We start from the raw sequence: 16,657 nt of genomic DNA, 5'->3' as shown, positions 1-16,657 counted from the left end.
CGCACCCCATCAATCACCTATTCGTCAATTTGACCAACGCGGCGAATATTCAAAATGTCGCTCATTTTCTTAATTTGCACAAACACTTGCTCTAATTGAGAGCGATCGCGTATATCTATTCCTAAATCCATCAATGCAGGTTGACCAACAGAGGTTTTCACCTGAGCATGGCGAACATTGATTCCTTGGTCACTCAACCGTGACAAAATATCTTTTAGCACCCCTACACGGTCAAGGGTTTCAATTTGAACATCTACTGGATACGTGTGCGGGCGACCACTATTTTCGGCGCTTGGGTTCCACCTAACTGGTACTAAGCGCTCATATTCCACAGTCTCTAGATTATGACAGCCTTGGCGATGAATTGAAATCCCCCTACCTCGCGTCACCACACCAATAATCGGTTCGCCAGGAATCGGGGTACAACATCCAGCTAAATGATATACCAACCCTTCTACCCCAACAATAGGGGAATCACTGGCGCGGGAAGTAGTTGAAGGCGCATCTCGCAAAGCTTTTGATGTAGTAGGTGGTTCTTTGGGGATAAATGGCGACACTGTGGAAACTGGTTGTTGTCCCTTCGCCACTTCTCGCCAACGATTTAGCACCAAGTTCAACGTAACTTCACCATAACCCAAACCAGCAAGTAAATCGTCCACACTGTGGTAATTACACTTTTCGGCGACAGTCTCCATTGCATCGGACTTTAGCAAACTATCAAAACCAGTTTTACCTAGTTCCTTTTCTAACAATTCTCGTCCACGGGCAATATTTTCTTCGCGGCGCGATCGCTTGTACCATTGTTTTATCCGATATTTCGCCGCCGAACTTCTGACAAAGTTCAACCAATCCAAACTCGGATGGCAGTTCTTTTGAGTGAGAACTTCTACAATATCGCCATTTTGCAGCCGAGTTGACAGAGACACCATTCGCCCATTCACCCGCGCCCCTGAACAATGGTTTCCAACTTCCGTATGAATGCGATAAGCAAAATCTATAGTGGTAGAACCAGGGCTTAAAGGAACAACATCCCCCTTAGGGGTGAAGACATAGACATCATCTTCAAATAGATTATCCTTGACACTATCAAGATATTCTTGTGCGTCCTTGAGATCGGTTTGCCATTCTAGCAATTGTCGCAGCCAAGTAAACTTGTCATCTGTCCCTGTCAAATGGCTAATGCTAGAACCTCCAGTTTCTTTGTATTTCCAATGGGCGGCAATCCCATACTCGGCGATATGATGCATTTCGATTGTCCGAATTTGCACCTCTAAAGGACGGCCAGTTAGTCCAATCACCCCAGTATGCAACGACTGGTAACGGTTAGGCTTTGGCAGCCCAATGTAATCTTTAAATCTCCCAGGAATTGGGCGAAAAGCATCATGAACCACCGCCAACGCCCGATAGCATTCCTCATTGCTTTGAACAATAATCCGCAGCGCTGCCAAATCGTAAATTTCATGAAATTCCTTTTGCTGGCGGTGCATTTTTTGGTAAATGCTATAAAGGTGCTTGGGACGACCGCTAATATCCTGAAAACGGATTCCGGCTTGCTGCAAACGCTCTTGCAACATATTCGTAGCTCTAGCCAATTTCTCTTCTCGCGCCGTCCGTTTTTCGGAAACATGCTCTTGCATTTGGCGGTAAGCTTCTGGTTCCAAATACTTAAAAGCCAAATCTTCCAGTTCCCATTTAATTCGCCAAATCCCCAAGCGATTGGCTAAAGGCGCGAAAATATCTCGCGTTTCTTGGGCACTGCGGCGGCGGCTGGACTCCGACATGTATTGTAAAGTTCGCATATTATGCAAACGATCTGCCAATTTCACCACAATGACCCGAATATCTTGCGCCATTGCCAAAAACATCCGCCGGAAGTTTTCGGCTTGGCTTTCGGTTTTGCTGGTGAAATTGATTTTAGAAAGCTTTGTTACACCTTCAACTAATTGCCGCACTTCTGCGCCAAAGCGTTCTTCAATTTCTTGACTTGTAACTTCTGTATCTTCAACTACATCATGGAGAAATCCAGCTGCTATCATAGCAGCACTACCTCCCAAGTCATGCAGCAAGTCGGCTACAGCGATGGGATGAGCGATGTATGGTTCTCCCGATTTGCGGTATTGACCTTGATGCAATTGGTAAGCAAATTCAAATGCGCGACCAATTAAGACTGCATCACTATGCCTTCGGTCATCTTCCACTTCGCCGTTACTTGTTGATGACTCCTTCAAACATTTTTTTAACCATTCCGGAATGGCTAGATCAACTGATGAATTTATAGCTAGACTGCTCATACAAGTGGGTTTGGATAGGATCGGTAGATAAGTGAATGATAAATAAAAGTGGCAGCATCACCCTAAGAAAATGCTGTCGCCCAATAACCTTGAAAATCCATTGATGGCAAATAAAGCCTCAAATCCTGATTTGAGGCTTGCTTTTAGTACTGATAAGCCGTTAAGAAAGTTTATTGTAAAAGAAAAATTACTTGACACTAATACTATCTTAACTAGCACTGGATGTCTTTAAACCCTGAGAAATATTTGGCACTCGTAACCTTGCTAGAGCAATTACGCTCCGATGCCACAACGACCCAAATTGCTGCGCCTGAACTGCGAGTGCGTGTAGCCTCGTTGCAGCAATTTTTCGGACAGCAGATTGTGCCTTTGGCTGATGAAAACTGGCGAGTACAGTCTTATCAAACGGAAATGAGTAAGCAATTGCGTTTGTTGGCGATAGATGTGATGTTTTTGCAAGGAGCGCGGCAAGCATCTACTGCACAGACGAGACTTCAGACGATTAGCGATCGCTTGACAACCCTCATTCAGTACTGTAATGCTATTCTGCAACCAGAAGCGGAAGGAGAAAAATAACAATTGTTCACCTTTTTCTCTAATTAACCCATCATCTCATTTACGACCGTTTGTGAAAAGTTATTTTGCTAACAAGTTAAAGGTGGGAATTGGGCATAGGTTATTCTTTCCCCTTGTCCCACTTGTCCCCCTGTCTCCCTTACTCTCTACTCCCTACTCCCTTTATAAGAAGATTCATAGTGCGGCGCATATATGCTTCTACTGGCTCGGTTGTGGGTTTAAAGATCAGTGCATAATATAGCGACCCGCTCACTAGGTCGATAATTAAATCTACGTCTGCATCCTTGTGTATTTCGCCTCTAGACTGGGCACGCTCAAGTACTTTAGAAAATGCTTCACGTCGGAGTTTTATATATTTTGTCCAGTAAACCTCTGCAAACTGAGGATTGCTAGACGCTGTACTAATTATCAAAGCAAGTGTCTGACGACCAAGGGGACTATCTATCTTTTTGGCGGCATTCTCGATCAAAATATCCATGTCTCCCCAAAAGCTGCTAGTATCGGGGATCGCTAAATCATCTCTCAAACTTTCTATCGCGTCTGCAACTAGTTCTTCTTTGGAAGTATAACGCCGATAGATGGTTGTTTTACCGACTCCAGCACGAGAAGCGATCGCTTCTATACTCATGCTCTGATATCCTACCTCTGCAAGCAAATCTAAGGTCGCTTGCAGAATCGCTTGGTCGGCGTGGATGCTGCGTGGTCGTCCAGAAGGGCTGTTGATTTGGTTACTCATAAAAATATCATCCCCAAGAAATATCTTCTTGGCAATTTGCTTCTACCTTTGGGTATAGAACGTACCATCTGGGAAACGAATAAGCCCTACTACCCAGTTTTCATGCACGAAAACAGCAAAAATGACTATCCATCTTTAGCATAAGTATTTCTGCCGCTTTTCGTTGAAGTCTCTCTTGACCATTCTTATATGATACGCTACCGTAGCGTATATAGTAAGATATATAATTTTTGCTTTGGGAATCGCTCTGACAATGGCTACCAACATTAAACGTTCTAGTTTTGATCAATTTGGTTATGTCCACGGGCCATTGAAGTGGGCGATCGCTTTGACAGCTTCTCTTGGTGCAATTTTAGAAGTAATTGATACTAGTATTGTTAACGTTGCCCTGACGGATATCCAAGCCAGTTTGGGTGCAACTGTCAGTGAGGTAGGTTGGGTAGTAACTGGATATGCGATCGCAAATGTCGTCTTAATTCCCTTATCTGCATGGCTGGGAGATTACTTTGGACGCAAAACTTACTTTATCTTCTCGTTGATTGGCTTTACCCTAGCCTCGGTTTTATGTGGGTTAGCATTCAATTTACCGATGCTAGTTATTTCCCGAATTCTTCAAGGTTTATGTGGTGGCGGGTTGCTAGCTAAAGCCCAAGCAATTTTGTTCGAGACTTTTCCACCTGCTGAACAGGGTTTGGCACAGGCAGTTTTTGGAGTAGGTGTAATTGCTGGCCCAGCTATCGGCCCGACTTTAGGGGGATTCTTGGTAGATGGTTTGGGCTGGCGGTGGATTTTCTTTGTTAATATTCCCTTCGGCATCGTTGCAGTAGCAATGTCCTTCATGTTTTTGCCCAAAGACAAAGACAAAAGCGAGACACAAAGCCAATCCGTCGATTGGTTCGGCATTGGGTTTTTGATTATTGCGATCGGCTGTCTGCAAACTTTGTTAGAAGAAGGAGAGAAAGAAGACTGGTTTTCCTCCGGTTTCATCACCATGTTAGCGATCGCCAGTATTATCGGATTAGGGCTATTTATTTGGTATGAGTTGAAAATAGCCCATCCTGCCGTTGATTTGAGAGTTTTGCGTCACCGTTCTTTAGCTGCGGGAAGCGTTCTCTCAGCAGTAGTGGGTATGGGGCTTTATGGCACACTCTTTGCTGTGCCGATATTTGCTCAGAGTGTACTGCACTTTACGGCAACGCAGACAGGACTATTGTTAGCGCCTGGTGCTTTAGCGTCTGCGATCGTTATGGTTCTATTAGGCAAGCTGTCCAGTAAAATTGATGCCCGATTTTTAATTGCAATGGGCGCTGTTGGATCATCTGGAGTTATGTTTCAACTAGCAGCAATTACCCCACAAACGGGCACAGATGATTTATTTTGGCCATTGGTATGGCGTGGGGCTTTTACTGTGTTGATGTTTCTGCCTTTGAGTTTGGCAGTTTTAGGTCCGCTACCTAAACAAGATGTTTCTGCTGGATCTGGTTTCTACAACCTGACTCGACAACTAGGTGGCAGTATCGGCATTGCCCTACTTACCACTCTGCTTGACCGAAGACAAACTTTTCATCGAGCTATCTTGTTAGCAAAACTTAGCCCTTATGACCCAGAAACCAATCAACGTCTAGATTTGCTCAATGGGGCACTTCAAAGCCAAGGTATGGATGCGGCAACAGCACAGCAACAAGCACTAGCTTTATTAAGTCAAACAGTAAATACTCAAGCTGCTGTTTTATCTTATGCAGATTGCTTTCGAGTGGTAGGGATCGGGTTCCTTTGCTCATTACCTCTATTACTATTCTTGGGTAAAGGCGGTGCCGGAGCGAAAGCACCAATCAGTCATTAGACGGATATCAATTTTAAGCTCTCTAATGTAGAAACACGGCTTAAAAATCCTTCTGAGCGGAAAGTCACAGAAGAAAATTAATATACACTGATATATCTAGATAAAAAATAAAAATCCCACTCAGTTTTGAGCAGGACTATGTGAAGTCTTATTGCTAAAATTAGAAATTTCTATCTTAGAAAAAGTTCATTATTGTAATAACGCCAACACTGGTTAACATCATTAAAGCGCCCATAATTATAGATTGGCCTAACGGGTTGCTGAATTTTGAATCGTTCATTTAAGTAAAAACCCTTTTTTTAATAGTTCCTTAACCATATCAAAATCAGTATAAATATCTATAAAAGCACTGTAAAACTTAAATTCCCGTAAATTTTCTTAACAAAAAATTAATTTGCAACTTAAGTATCGGTTTTTACTTATGAGGGGTTAGTTTTCTAGCCTCCCCACTTCCTATTCCCCAGTTCCAAAATGTAGTAATTTCCGAACAGAATAAATACCTGAACTCCGAGCGGAATATGGGCCTTTATGGAGTAAAATAAATCTTAATCAAGGTAGAAATATTTGAATAGAAGATTATCATGACAGTCTCTACGGCATCTAGAAACCAAGCGATCGCTTTTGACTTAGAAAAATTAAATCAGCAATTTGAAACTGCCACTCCCAAAGAGATACTGGCATGGTCTATAGAGAATATCCCAACGGGATTGGTGCAAACCAGCGCCTTTAACGTGGATGACATGATAATTACCCATATTCTTTACAGTGAACTGAAGCATCCCGTTCCTGTGATTTTTCTCGACACCTTGCACCACTTCCCTGAAAGCCTAGAATTAGTTGCCAAAGCCAAAGAAATTTACAATCTGGACTTGCAAACTTTCAAAACTCCAGATGTAGAAACCCGCGAAGCCTTTGAAGCCAAATACGGCGACAAACTTTGGGATACGGACATTGCTAAATTCCACCACATTACAAAAATTGAACCACTGTTACGGGGTCTAGACGAACTCAACAGCGTCGCTTGGATTACCGGTCGCCGCCGTGACCAAGCAGTAACCCGTGCGAATATGCCCATATTTGAATTTGATGGTAAAGGTCGGTTGAAAGTAAATCCCATTGCTACCTGGACACGCCAAGATAGCTGGGTTTACGTGGCTGAACACGGAGTTATCTACAACCCACTCCACGACAAAGGTTATCCCAGCATTGGCGACCAACCCATCACCACCAAAGTAGGTGAAGGTGAAGACGAACGCGCCGGACGTTGGCGGGGAAGTGATAAAACAGAATGCGGAATTCATATTTAGTTATTAGTCATTGGTCATTTGTCACTTGTACTGAGCGAAGCCGTTGGCGCAGCCTCTCGTAGAGAAGTATTTGTCATTAGTATTAGACAAAGGATAAATGACTAAGGACGAAAGACAAATATGATTAAAATCCTCCATCTTTCCGACATCCACATGGGAAGCGGCTTCTCCCACGGACGAATTAATCCTACAACTGGGTTAAATACACGATTGGAAGATTTTGTCAATACCTTGTCTATATGTATTGACCGAGCGCTAACTGATGCTGTTGATATGGTGATATTTGGTGGTGATGCTTTCCCGGATGCGACACCACCGCCTTATGTACAACAAGCTTTTGCCAGCCAATTTCGCCGTCTTATGGATGCTAATATTCCAACAGTATTGTTGGTAGGCAACCACGACCAACATTCCCAAGGACAGGGAGGAGCGAGTTTAAATATTTACCGAACTTTGGGAGTGCCAGGGTTTGTTGTCGGTGATACATTAACTACTCACTGCATTGAAACCCGTAATGGCAAAGTGCAAGTAATTACTCTCCCTTGGTTGACTCGTTCTACCCTGATGACTCGCCAAGAGACTGAAGGTTCGTCTTTGGCGGAAGTCAACGAACTGTTAACGGAACGTTTACGAGTTGTAATGGAAGGGGAAATTCGCCGTCTTGACCCCGATGTGCCAACTGTCCTTTTGGCTCACCTGATGGCTGACAATGCTAGCTTGGGGGCAGAACGCTTTTTAGCAGTAGGTAAAGGCTTTACTTTACCCCTATCTTTGCTAACGCGACCTTGTTTTGATTATGTAGCGTTGGGACATGTCCACCGTCACCAGAACCTGAATAAATCTAACAACCCGCCGGTGATTTATCCGGGAAGCATTGAGCGGGTAGATTTTAGTGAAGAAAAAGAAGACAAAGGCTATGTAATGTTGGAACTGGAACGGGGAAAGGCTGAATGGGAATTTTGTCCCTTAACAGTTCGGACTTTCTGCACCATTGAAGTGGATGTTTCGAAAGCAGATGAGCCGCAAGCGTTGTTAATGAAAGCGATCGCTAAGTATGATATTCAAGATGCTGTAGTGCGGCTAATTTACAAACTCCGCTCTGAACAGATGGATTTAATTGATAGTTCCTCTCTACATACTGCTTTAAGTCCGGCTCACACCTACACCATTCAAGCAGAATTAGTAAGTCAATTAGCCAGACCCCGGATTCCTGAATTGAGTGCAAGTAGCAGCATCGACCCAATGGAAGCCTTGAAAACTTACTTAAACAACCGCGAAGACCTCAAAGACATAGCAACATCAATGCTAGATGCTGCACAGAAGTTGCTAGCGGATGATGTGGAAATCTGGCTAGAAGCAGCAACTAGCGAGTAGGATAGATGCCAATCATATTTAAATACAGCGTGTAGAGACGCGAGAAGGGTCATCTGGAAAAACCCACGAAAAAACTAACTACCTTTCCGACATGGGAAGGGGGAAATTTCAAAGTATCTTCTAAAAGGAGAGAGATTTTCGAGATAACCTAAATGGAGTTCTTCGACAAGGTGCTAGAACCCTTTGATGAATTTTCCGATACAGGTTAGGATAATCCATCAATTAGAGGAAAAACTTCAAACCCGCTTAATCGCGCTGTAACATGAAAGTCACCCAAATTTATATTTTTGGGCAGATTATTGAGGAGTTTGCTACTCTACTATCAACTATTGTTTTTCTTCTAGCTAGAGAAAATTTTTGACTAAGTAAAAAAAGTTATCGAGCCTTGAATAAGCTACTCTTTACAGGTAAATCTTTTCGTTTTATGGCTTTTGTCTTACCACTAATTATCTGGTGGGGATACAAAGAAGTACAAAACCAATTTGTACAGCCACAAGCAGTTGTAGTGTTGGGTGGTTCAACGAGACGTTTAGAGCGAGAGAAGTTTACGGCCGAATTTGTTCGCCAGCATCCAAATATACCAATTTGGATTACTGGGGGTAGTCCACCTAGATTCACGCAACGAGTCTTTACCAAAGCTGGTGTTGATCCCAAGCGTTTACACCTGGATTATGAAGCCGTAGATACAGTTACTAATTTTACTACGTTAGTAGATGATTTGCAAGCTCGTGGTATCAAGAGCGTTTATTTAATTACTTCAGACTTCCACATGCGCCGGGCTTGTGTCATCGGCGAAATTATTTTGGGTAGTCGAGGTATTTATTTAAAACCAGTGCCAGTCCCTTCAGAAAAACCCCCTGAATCTATCGAAAAATCTATCCGCGATGGAGCAAGAGCCATACTTTGGATAGCAACTGGTTACACTGGTGTGGATGCAGCTAAAAATAAACGGTAAATCATCAGTGGGAATTTGATCGTCTTGATGTAATTCAAGATAGGTAAATTTAAGAGGATTAATGCCAATAATCGTGATACTAACTAAGTAATAATAGACACATGAAACCACAGCAATCGCAAAACTAGCGCAACATTAACCCTCAAACAACACAATATAAAAACCAATTAACTGTTTTTGCTCATTTGGTTGCTTAGTGAATACTTTGCGTCCATCAAAATTTTGAGTGGTGACTTGCGTAAATGGAATTTATCTGTGTAGCTCAGGGAAAAAACACCCCAACTTATCTCACAATTTGATACCCTAGCTTAAACAGATTTGAATAAAAGTTAAAGCGTGGAAATTCAACTTGGGCGGGGAAAAACAGCTCGTAGAGCTTACGGAATAGATGAAATTGCTCTAGTTCCTGGTAACAGAACACTAGATCCTAGTTTGGCAGATACTAAGTGGCGTATTGGCAATATTGAGCGAGAAATTCCGATAATTGCCAGTGCAATGGATGGCGTAGTAGATGTTCGTATGGCTGTACGTTTGTCACAGTTGGGAGCATTAGGTGTCCTCAATTTAGAGGGGATTCACACTCGCTACGTTGACCCAGAGCCAATATTAGATCGGATTGCCTCTGTGGGGAAAGATGAATTTGTTGCCCTGATGCAAGAACTCTATGCCGAACCAATAAAGCCGGAATTAATTGAAAAACGTATTCAGGAAATTAAACAACAAGGTGGCATTGCGGCGGTAAGCGCAACTCCAGCCGGTGCAAGTAAATATGGTGAGGCGGTGGCAAAAGCTGGGGCCGATTTATTTTTTGTTCAAGCTACAGTAGTCTCTACTGCACATCTGTCACCAGAGTCTGTAATACCACTTGATTTAGCAGAATTTTGCCGTTCCATGCCCATCCCTGTGGTGTTGGGGAATTGCGTGACTTACGACGTGACGTTGAATTTGTTGAAAGCTGGGGCGGCTGGCGTACTAGTGGGAATTGGCCCCGGTGCTGCTTGTACATCCCGTGGGGTGTTGGGTGTGGGTGTGCCACAGGCAACTGCGATCGCAGATTGTGCAGCAGCACGAGATGATTACTACAAGGAAACTGGTAACTATATTCCCATTATCGCTGATGGCGGTTTAATCACCGGTGGCGACATTTGTAAATGCATCGCCTGCGGTGCTGATGGTGTGATGATTGGTTCACCCTTTGCTAGAGCCGCAGAAGCCCCAGGAAGGGGTTATCATTGGGGTATGGCAACTCCCAGCCCAGTTTTGCCACGTGGCACCCGCATTCGCGTTGCCACCACTGGTAGCCTAGAACAAATACTCATTGGCCCAGCCGGACTAGATGATGGCACTCACAATCTTTTAGGAGCCTTAAAGACGAGTATGGGCACTTTAGGAGCCAAAAATATTAAAGAAATGCAGCAAGTAGAAGTTGTAATTGCCCCTTCTTTATTAACCGAAGGTAAAGTCTACCAAAAAGCCCAACAATTAGGTATGGGTAAGTGAAGGGACTAGGGACTAGGGACTGAGGACTGGGGAAGAAGCAAGAGAGCAGGGAGCAGGGGAGATTAGGAGGATGAGGGGGACAAGGAGGACAAGGGGGACAGGGAGGATAAAGGGAGAATTATTCAACAAGTCTCTCCCAAGTCTCCCCCCTCTTCCTTGCCCCCCTATGTTTTATCGATGCCCAATTCCCAATTCCCAATTCCCCAATAAATTTTTCCAGCCCCCTAAACAATTGCTGGAAAAATCCGATATGTCGCCTACAATAGAGATAGCGGAGACGAATGTTTCCGTTCACTCCTCACACCACACTCCGCCCGGACTACTGTTCGGGCGGTTCCTTATGTTTGTAAATAAAACAAGAGAGCTTCTTTGCAAATGTACATCCTTAGACTCCCAAGGTGAGGTTTTTGCTATGGTAGAATTTTCACCAAGTTCAGATATTATTGGCGAAGGTTTTAGGCATGTCAACAGCCGCACAAGTTACCGATTCTAGTTTCAAGCAAGAAGTACTCGACAGCGATGTACCCGTTTTAGTTGACTTTTGGGCACCCTGGTGCGGACCATGCCGTATGGTAGCTCCTGTTGTCGATGAAATCTCCGAACAGTACAAAGGTCAAATTAAGGTCGTCAAAGTCAACACGGATGAAAATCCTCAAGTTGCTAGTCAGTACGGCATTCGCAGTATTCCCACATTAATGATTTTTAAAGATGGACAAAAAGTAGATATGGTGGTAGGTGCTGTACCTAAAAGTACATTAGCTTCCACTCTAGAAAAGTATCTTTGAAACTCAATTGGTAACAAAATCCCTTTGAGTTATCAATGTTGTTCTAACTTTAGGTTAATTTTTACAAACAAGTTTGAGAGGCGCGAATTTCTCGTTTTTCAAACTTGTTTACATTTGTATACAGTCTCAGAATATTTTTAGGAGTTTTCTAGCTCAAAAATAATTCTCTAATTCCCGTACTACCAATTTCCACTGCTAGCGCCGCCAACAGAAAGCCCAAAAGCTGAGTCACAATGACTCCACCTTCTGCACCAATCCACTGGTCAATTAGATTTGCTAAACGCAAAATCAACCAAGTGATAAACATCGCTCCTAAGATTCCCATTGCCACAGCAATATGTGGACTTTGTGATTTTGACATCAGCAACATCACCGTTGTCAAAGTCCCCGGCCCGGCTAGCAGTGGTAAAGCTAGTGGAGTAATTGCGACATCGCGTCCTTCTTCAATAATTGGCTGATCTAATTCTCCCCGCAGCATTTGCAAAGCAATTAACAGTAACAATACACCTCCTGCTACTCGCAAAGAGCCGATACTAATTTCCAAATAATTTAAAATTACTTGCCCAACAAAAGCAAATAGCAAAAGAACTGCGATCGCAACGATAATTGCTTTATCTATAACTTTGTTTCTTTGGTCTGGCATCATGCCCTTAGTCAAAACTAAAACAATTGGTATATTGCCCACAGCATCTGCTGGGACAAACACAGCGATAAATGTTTGAACGAGAATAGAAATATCCACAGCAGGTAACTTTTATCAGGGTTTGATCATAAACTAATGCCAATCTTGCTCAGTTTGCCAGAACCTAGAGGAAGATTAAAATCAGCAATAAAATAAGTCTGTTAAAGAAAATCTTGGCTGACGTATTTCTAATTAAGTTCCATAGATGTTGAAGTAGCGATATATTTTGATAATCTATCTTCCATAAATCAACTGTTCGTTGTTGAATCTATGAAGTCTTATTTAGCCGCCGCTATTCAATTGACAAGTGTGCCCGATCTACACAAAAATTTGGCTCAGGCAGAAGAATTAATAGAGCTTGCCGTGCGTCAAGGCGCTGAATTGGTTGGCTTGCCAGAAAACTTTTCCTATATGGGCGAAGAAAAAGATAAACTCGCGCAAGGCGATGCGATCGCTCTTGAAAGTGAAAAATTTCTCAAAAAAATGGCCCAACGTTTTCAAATTACCATCTTGGGCGGCAGCTTTCCACTTCCTGTAGACAATACAGGCAAAGTTTATAACACCACTCTACTTATCGACCCAAGCGGTCAAGAACTTGCCCGCTACTACAAAGTACACTTATTTGATGTTGATGTCCCCGACGGCAACACCTATCGGGAATCCAGCACTGTTGTGGCTGGTACGGAACTACCACCCGTCTATTTCTCAGAAAAACTTGGTAATTTAGGGCTTTCTATTTGTTATGATGTCCGGTTCCCTGAACTGTATCGTCATTTGGCGGATAAGGGAGCCGATGTTATCTTTATTCCCGCCGCCTTTACTGCCTTTACTGGCAAAGACCACTGGCAAGTACTACTACAAGCCAGAGCCATCGAAAATACCGCCTACGTCATTGCTCCCGCCCAAACGGGGAATAACTATGCCCGTCGTCTAACCCACGGCCACGCCGTTATTATCGACCCTTGGGGCGTAATTTTAGCCGATGCTGGAGAGAAACCGGGAATTGCGATCGCAGAAATCAAGCCAACTAGGTTAGAACAAGTCCGTCGTCAAATGCCTTCTTTGCAACATAGGGTGTTCTAGGGATTTGGGGAAGAGGCAGGGGGCAGGGGGCAGGGAGCAGGGGGCAGGGGGGAGCAGGGGAGGCAGGGTGAGAAGAGGGGGAGAAGGGGGAGAAGCAACTATTGATTCTTGCCCAATGCCCAATGCCCAATTCCCAATTCCCAATGCCCAATTCCCAATTCCCAACCCTTATAAATAAAACAAAAAACCGGGTAAATACCCGGTTTATATCAATATTAAAATCCTCAATTTTTTAGGAGCATAGCAGCACTATGCACCTATTTATTTGTTGTCAGAATTAAACTTTAGCAGCAGCTTTGGTGACAACGTTGAGTTCACCTTTAGCATACTTAGCAGCAAAATCTTCCAAAGAAATTTGCTTAATCTTGCTTGCATTGCCAGCAGTGCCAAATTGTTGATAGCGTTCAGCACAAACTTTTTGCATGTATGTAATAGAAGGCTTGAGGAAGTGACGGGGGTCAAACTCCTCTGGTTTTTTAGCCAAAGCTTCACGTACAGCAGCAGTAATTGCCAAACGGTTATCGGTGTCGATGTTTACTTTACGTACACCACTCTTAATACCTTTTTGGATTTCTTCTACAGGTACACCGTAGGTTTCAGGAATTGCACCACCATACTGGTTAATCAGTGCAAGTAAATCTTCAGGTACAGAGGATGAACCGTGCATTACCAAGTGGGTGTTAGGCAGACGGCGGTGAATTTCTTCAATGCGGCTGATGGCCAAAATTTCACCAGTCGGCTTGCGGGTAAATTTGTAAGCACCGTGGCTTGTGCCAATGGCAACAGCCAAAGCATCTACTTGGGTTGCTTCTACGAAGTCAACAGCTTCATCGGGGTCGGTTAGCAGTTGTGAGTGGTCGAGTGTACCTTCAAACCCGTGACCATCTTCAGCTTCACCAGCACCAGTTTCTAGAGAACCCAAACAACCGAGTTCACCTTCAACACTGACACCTAGAGCATGAGCTACATTTACAACTTCGCGGGTAACATTGACGTTGTACTCGAAGCTAGCAGGAGTTTTAGCATCAGCTTCTAAAGAACCATCCATCATCACGCTGGTGAAGTTGTTCTTAATTGCTGAGTAGCAGGTAGCAGGAGCATTCCCATGATCTTGGTGCATGACAATGGGAATGTGAGGATAGGTTTCTACCGCTGCCAAAATCAGGTGGCGGAGGAAGTTTTCGCCAGCATAATTACGAGCGCCGCGTGAAGCTTGTAAAATTACGGGGCTATCTGTCTCTACAGCAGCCTTCAGGATTGCCTGAATCTGCTCCAAATTATTAACGTTGAAAGCTGGGATGCCGTAACCGTTTTCAGCTGCGTGATCCAACAGCAGCCGCAGTGGTACAAGCGCCATAGATAGTCCTCCTAATGTGGTTGTCAGCTAGTCGGTCTGAGAGAAGCGTATTTATTACGCTAAATCTTAAGAGTTTTTTCAACTTATAGGAAATTATAACTAGTGTCGTGTATCTATGTTGAAAAAGTTTATGCCATCGTTACTATAACTATGTTCTATACTCCTGTACTATGAACCATCGTTGCTCTGTATCGCTGTAGATTTAGTTACCCTACAGCTAGTAGCTCTGGTAGCCTAGTATCCCAAATGGTCATCTCGAAGCGATCGCTTCAACTTAAACACACTAACTTCTGACAAATGCTATCAGGGTGTTTTTCCCTAACTATTGCATTTGGGATTAAATTATGCGGAGGTTACATAAATTAATGTGAGTCTTTGTTGGACACTCAGGTTAAATATTAAATAAATATAGCGTAGATCGTGTAGGCGCAGCCCGCACTTCTCTACAAGACCCTGCGCGTAGCTTGCTTCCACGTTCGCGTAGCGTTCCGTAGGGAAGTGGTACGACAAGCTCTGCTACCACCGCAGGCATTGCTATCATCAAAAATTATTCACTGGACGATAACCGAATGTTCGTTTATTATAGAATTTATGAGGCACAAAGACGACAAAAAAAATCAAGCCATCTGTGATGCGGCAATCGAACTGATTACTGCCAATGGTTTTGCTGATACTTCGATGTCGAAAATTGCCAAAACCGCGAATGTTTCGCCCGCGACAATATATGTCTATTTTGAAAACAAGGAAAACCTTCTCAATAAAATATATTTGTTCGTGAAACAGGAAATGAGTGCAGAAATTTTGAAAGGTGTCAACCAGAATCTATCGGTGGAGAAAGCCTTTAAAATGATCTGGAATAATTATTATCAATACGCGATTAAAAATCCGGTCAGATTTGCTTTTACGGAGCAATTTGCTAATTCCCCTATGGTTGACCGCATTTGCAAAGATGAAAGTTCAAGCTATTTCAAGCCAATGTTAGATTTGTTCAATCGCGGTAAAGAGGAGAAAGTTTTTAAGGATATTTCCCTGGAAATTTTTACAGCTTTTACCTTTGCACCTCTGACTGGGTTGATAAAAGAGCATTTTAGTGGTGCTTTGATTTTGGATGAAAAAATGTTAGAGACCGCCTATAAAATTGCGTGGGATGCAGTAACGAATTAATTCTTTTTTTGGGAGTTAATTAAACGAACGTTCGATTAATTAAACAGGAGTAAATAAAATGAAAAATGGAACGCGGAAAATATTCTGAGTCAAAAAGGAAGGGTAGCAATTGTAACGGGTTCGAGCAGCGGCATCGGTTATGAAACGGCGAGGGTTTTAGCTAATAAACAAGCGTCTGTAATCATTGCGGTTCGCAATTTGGACAAAGGAAAGAAGGTATTGGCAAAAATTCTTCAACAGAATCAAGATGCCGACGTAAAGGTGATGGAACTTGATTTGGCGAATTTAGCATCAGTTAAAAATTTCGCTGAAAACTTTCAGAAAAATTATTTGCGTCTGGATTTACTGATTAATAATGCGGGTGTGATGATTCCCCCGTATTCAAAAACGACGGACGGTTTTGAATTGCAGTTCGGCACTAATCATCTCGGACATTTTGCTTTGACGGGACAGCTTTTGGAACGTTTGATTGATACAGAAGGCTCACGAATTGTCAATGTTTCGAGCGGCGCACATACTATAGGCAAAATAGATTTCGATGATTTGAATTGGGAAAAGAGAAGTTATGCTAAATGGAAAGCCTACGGCGACAGCAAACTTGCCAACCTATATTTTACCTACGAACTCGACCGAAAGCTAAAAGATAACGGTATCGAGACACTTGTAACCGCCTCGCATCCGGGCTGGACAGCAACCGAATTGCAGAGAACTGCGGGTGGCGTTGTGAAATATCTCAACGGCATCCTTGCTCAAGACATCACGATGGGCGCATTACCAACTCTGCGGGCGGCAACCGAAGCAGGCTTAAAAGGCGCAGAATATTTCGGCCCCAATGGGTTTATGGAGATACGCGGCTATCCAATAAAAGTCGAATCAAACGAATTATCTAAAGACCAAGCGATCGCTAAAAAACTATGGGAAGTATCAGAAAAACTCACCAATGTGAAATTTGAATTTAATAAAAAGACCCAAAGCGCGGGCAAATGACCAAATTCACACATCTG

The 16,657-nt window shown here is 43.2% G+C and carries 13 protein-coding genes and 1 pseudogene; 10 read left to right on the top strand and 4 right to left on the bottom strand.

Annotated elements, in window-relative coordinates; all coding sequences use genetic code 11:
* Positions 1-17: 17 nt before the first annotated feature.
* Entirely contained in the window at positions 18-2,291 is a 2,274-nt protein-coding gene (locus tag FBB35_RS03955) for a bifunctional (p)ppGpp synthetase/guanosine-3',5'-bis(diphosphate) 3'-pyrophosphohydrolase (protein WP_174708560.1), read from the bottom strand.
* A 222-nt stretch (positions 2,292-2,513) separates the two neighbouring features.
* On the opposite strand from FBB35_RS03955, the gene patD reads away from it, so the two are divergent.
* The gene (gene patD / locus FBB35_RS03950) at positions 2,514-2,867 is read left to right on the top strand and encodes a heterocyst frequency control protein PatD (RefSeq protein WP_012411843.1); all 354 of its coding nucleotides are present in this window, start codon (positions 2,514-2,516) and stop codon (positions 2,865-2,867) included.
* A gap of 139 nt (positions 2,868-3,006) precedes the next feature.
* Here the strand turns inward: patD and FBB35_RS03945 are convergent, their stop codons facing one another.
* Positions 3,007-3,603, bottom strand: a complete 597-nt coding sequence (locus FBB35_RS03945) for a TetR/AcrR family transcriptional regulator (RefSeq protein ID WP_174708559.1) — start codon at positions 3,601-3,603, stop codon at positions 3,007-3,009.
* Positions 3,604-3,856: 253 nt separating this feature from the next.
* On the opposite strand from FBB35_RS03945, the gene FBB35_RS03940 reads away from it, so the two are divergent.
* The 6 genes from FBB35_RS03940 to trxA all read left to right on the top strand — a co-directional run bounded on the left by FBB35_RS03940 (position 3,857) and on the right by trxA (position 11,367).
* Positions 3,857-5,446, top strand: a complete 1,590-nt coding sequence (locus tag FBB35_RS03940; RefSeq protein ID WP_174708558.1) for a DHA2 family efflux MFS transporter permease subunit — start codon at positions 3,857-3,859, stop codon at positions 5,444-5,446.
* Positions 5,447-6,027: 581 nt separating this feature from the next.
* Positions 6,028-6,753, top strand: coding sequence for a phosphoadenosine phosphosulfate reductase (gene cysH / locus FBB35_RS03935; RefSeq protein WP_174708557.1), 726 nt, complete (start codon positions 6,028-6,030; stop codon positions 6,751-6,753).
* A gap of 120 nt (positions 6,754-6,873) precedes the next feature.
* On the top strand, positions 6,874-8,127 hold the full coding sequence (gene sbcD, locus FBB35_RS03930; protein ID WP_174708556.1) for an exonuclease subunit SbcD: 1,254 nt from the start codon (positions 6,874-6,876) through the stop codon (positions 8,125-8,127).
* Between the two features lie 424 nt (positions 8,128-8,551).
* Positions 8,552-9,082, top strand: coding sequence for a YdcF family protein (locus FBB35_RS03925; RefSeq protein ID WP_012411838.1), 531 nt, complete (start codon positions 8,552-8,554; stop codon positions 9,080-9,082).
* 336 nt (positions 9,083-9,418) lie between these two features.
* A complete protein-coding gene (locus tag FBB35_RS03920; RefSeq protein WP_114083444.1) occupies positions 9,419-10,582 on the top strand; it encodes a GuaB3 family IMP dehydrogenase-related protein in 1,164 nt (387 codons plus the stop codon).
* A 461-nt stretch (positions 10,583-11,043) separates the two neighbouring features.
* Positions 11,044-11,367: a thioredoxin gene (gene trxA / locus FBB35_RS03915; protein ID WP_012411836.1), complete on the top strand. Its 324-nt coding sequence runs from the start codon at positions 11,044-11,046 to the stop codon at positions 11,365-11,367.
* Between the two features lie 148 nt (positions 11,368-11,515).
* On the opposite strand, the gene FBB35_RS03910 is transcribed toward trxA, so the two are convergent.
* Positions 11,516-12,109: a MarC family protein gene (locus FBB35_RS03910; RefSeq protein WP_174708555.1), complete on the bottom strand. Its 594-nt coding sequence runs from the start codon at positions 12,107-12,109 to the stop codon at positions 11,516-11,518.
* Positions 12,110-12,319: 210 nt separating this feature from the next.
* Here FBB35_RS03910 and FBB35_RS03905 point away from each other — a divergent pair, with 210 nt between their 5' ends.
* Positions 12,320-13,132 carry a carbon-nitrogen hydrolase family protein gene (locus FBB35_RS03905; RefSeq protein ID WP_174708554.1) on the top strand — a complete coding sequence of 271 codons (813 nt, stop codon included), beginning with the start codon at positions 12,320-12,322 and terminating at the stop codon, positions 13,130-13,132.
* Between the two features lie 277 nt (positions 13,133-13,409).
* Here FBB35_RS03905 and fba read toward each other — a convergent pair whose 3' ends face one another.
* Positions 13,410-14,489, bottom strand: a complete 1,080-nt coding sequence (gene fba, locus FBB35_RS03900) for a class II fructose-bisphosphate aldolase (RefSeq protein ID WP_100898838.1) — start codon at positions 14,487-14,489, stop codon at positions 13,410-13,412.
* A 591-nt stretch (positions 14,490-15,080) separates the two neighbouring features.
* On the opposite strand from fba, the gene FBB35_RS03895 reads away from it, so the two are divergent.
* On the top strand, positions 15,081-15,653 hold the full coding sequence (locus FBB35_RS03895; protein WP_174708553.1) for a TetR/AcrR family transcriptional regulator: 573 nt from the start codon (positions 15,081-15,083) through the stop codon (positions 15,651-15,653).
* Between the two features lie 57 nt (positions 15,654-15,710).
* Positions 15,711-16,640 (top strand): annotated as a pseudogene (locus FBB35_RS03890) (SDR family NAD(P)-dependent oxidoreductase); the annotation flags it as partial.
* Between the last annotated feature and the right edge of the window lie 17 nt (positions 16,641-16,657).

This window comes from Nostoc sp. TCL240-02 (genome assembly GCF_013343235.1).
GTDB lineage: Bacteria > Cyanobacteriota > Cyanobacteriia > Cyanobacteriales > Nostocaceae > Nostoc.
Note: the sequence above shows the minus strand (reverse complement) of the source record. Positions and strands in the feature narration are given on the sequence as shown.